Annotated in this window: 2 protein-coding genes; one reads left to right on the forward strand and one right to left on the reverse strand. The window is 63.7% G+C overall.

Features of this window, described 5'->3' with window-relative positions; translation table 11 throughout:
• Positions 1 to 231 (reverse strand): FadR/GntR family transcriptional regulator (locus AWB83_RS35560; protein WP_143750167.1); only part of this gene is annotated, 231 nt, incomplete at its 3' end.
• 184 nt (positions 232 to 415) lie between these two features.
• Between AWB83_RS35560 and AWB83_RS35565 the strand changes: the two genes are divergently transcribed.
• Positions 416 to 1426 (forward strand): gamma-glutamyltransferase family protein (locus AWB83_RS35565; RefSeq protein ID WP_208636845.1); only part of this gene is annotated, 1011 nt, incomplete at its 3' end.

A 1426-nucleotide genomic window follows, 5' to 3' on the forward strand; every position in this document is an offset into this window, starting at 1 on the left:
GCTGCGTAGCGACGCCGAAAACTTCAACGGACGCGCGCCCAGATAAGTGCCGCGCCCGACCCCGCGCCACACACGCCCTGCCGCCTCCAGCGAAGCCAGCGCAACGCGCAAATCGCGCCGGCTCACGCCGAGTTGCTCCGCAAGCTTTCTTTCAGACGGCAACGCGTCACCATCTTTCAGCTTGCTCTGCGCGACGTAGTCGAGCAGCTTGTCGAGCGCGGGCTTTTCCATGATCGTGGTGTGAACCAATGTTTATTGGTTCATGTTAGCAGAACACTGACCGTGGGGTGACGGATTGCTTAACTTTTAATGGTGCATTACGCTGTGTCGATACTTTTCCGTGCTCTTGGTGCGGCGAGATTTTTTGCTGACCGGCAGAACCAATGAGCAATGGTTCGTCCATGGAACGACGGCAATGGCATTCACGACACGACCCGAACTGATCGGCACCTTCGGCATGGCCGCGTCGACGCACTGGCTGGCGAGCGCGTCGGCCATGGCGGTGCTCGAAAAAGGCGGCAACGCCTTCGACGCGGCGGCCGCCGCCGGCTTCGTGTTGCAGATCGTCGAGCCGCATCTGAACGGGCCGGGCGGCGAGTTGCCCGCCGTGTTCTACAGCGCGAAGGAAGATCGCGTGCGCGTGCTGTGCGGTCAGGGCGTGACGCCCGCCGCCATGACGATCGAACGCATGAGGCAAATGGGCCTCACCGTCATGCCCGGCACCGGCCTCTTGCCCGCGGTCGTGCCCGGCGCATTCGGCGGCTGGATGGCGATGCTGCGCGACTACGGCCAGTTGCCGCTCGAAGACGTGCTGAGCTATGCGATCGGCTATGCGGAGCACGGCTATCCGGTGCTGCCGCGCATGGCCTCGTCGATCCTCGCGATTCAGGATTTCTTCAAGAGCGAATGGCGAACGTCCGCCGAGCAATGGCTGCGCGACGGTGAAGCGCCGCGTCCCAATCACCTGTTCGCGAATCCGCCCATCGCACAGACGTACAGGCGCATTCTGCGCGAGGCGGGCACGCGCGGTGATCGCGCGGAACAGTGCGAACGCGCGCGCGTCGCGTTCTATCGCGGCTTCGTCGCGGATGCGATCGACCAGTATTTCCGCTCGGCCGACGTGCTCGATACCTCGGGCCAGCGCAATCGCGGACTGCTCGACGCGTCCGATCTCGCGCGCTGGGAGCCGAGCTACGAAGACCCCGTTTCCTACGAATACGAAGGCTTCATGGTCCACAAGACCGGACCGTGGGGGCAAGGCCCGATGTTCCTGCAACAGCTCGCGTTGCTGAAGGGCTTCGATCTCGCGAACATGGACCCGCTGGGGCCGGACTTCGTGCATACGGTGATCGAATGCGCGAAGCTCGCGTTCGCGGACCGCGACGTCTTCTACGGCGACCCGAACTTCTCCGACGTGCCGATGGAC

Origin of the sequence: Caballeronia ptereochthonis (assembly GCF_001545075.1) — a bacterium.
GTDB lineage: Bacteria > Pseudomonadota > Gammaproteobacteria > Burkholderiales > Burkholderiaceae > Caballeronia > Caballeronia ptereochthonis.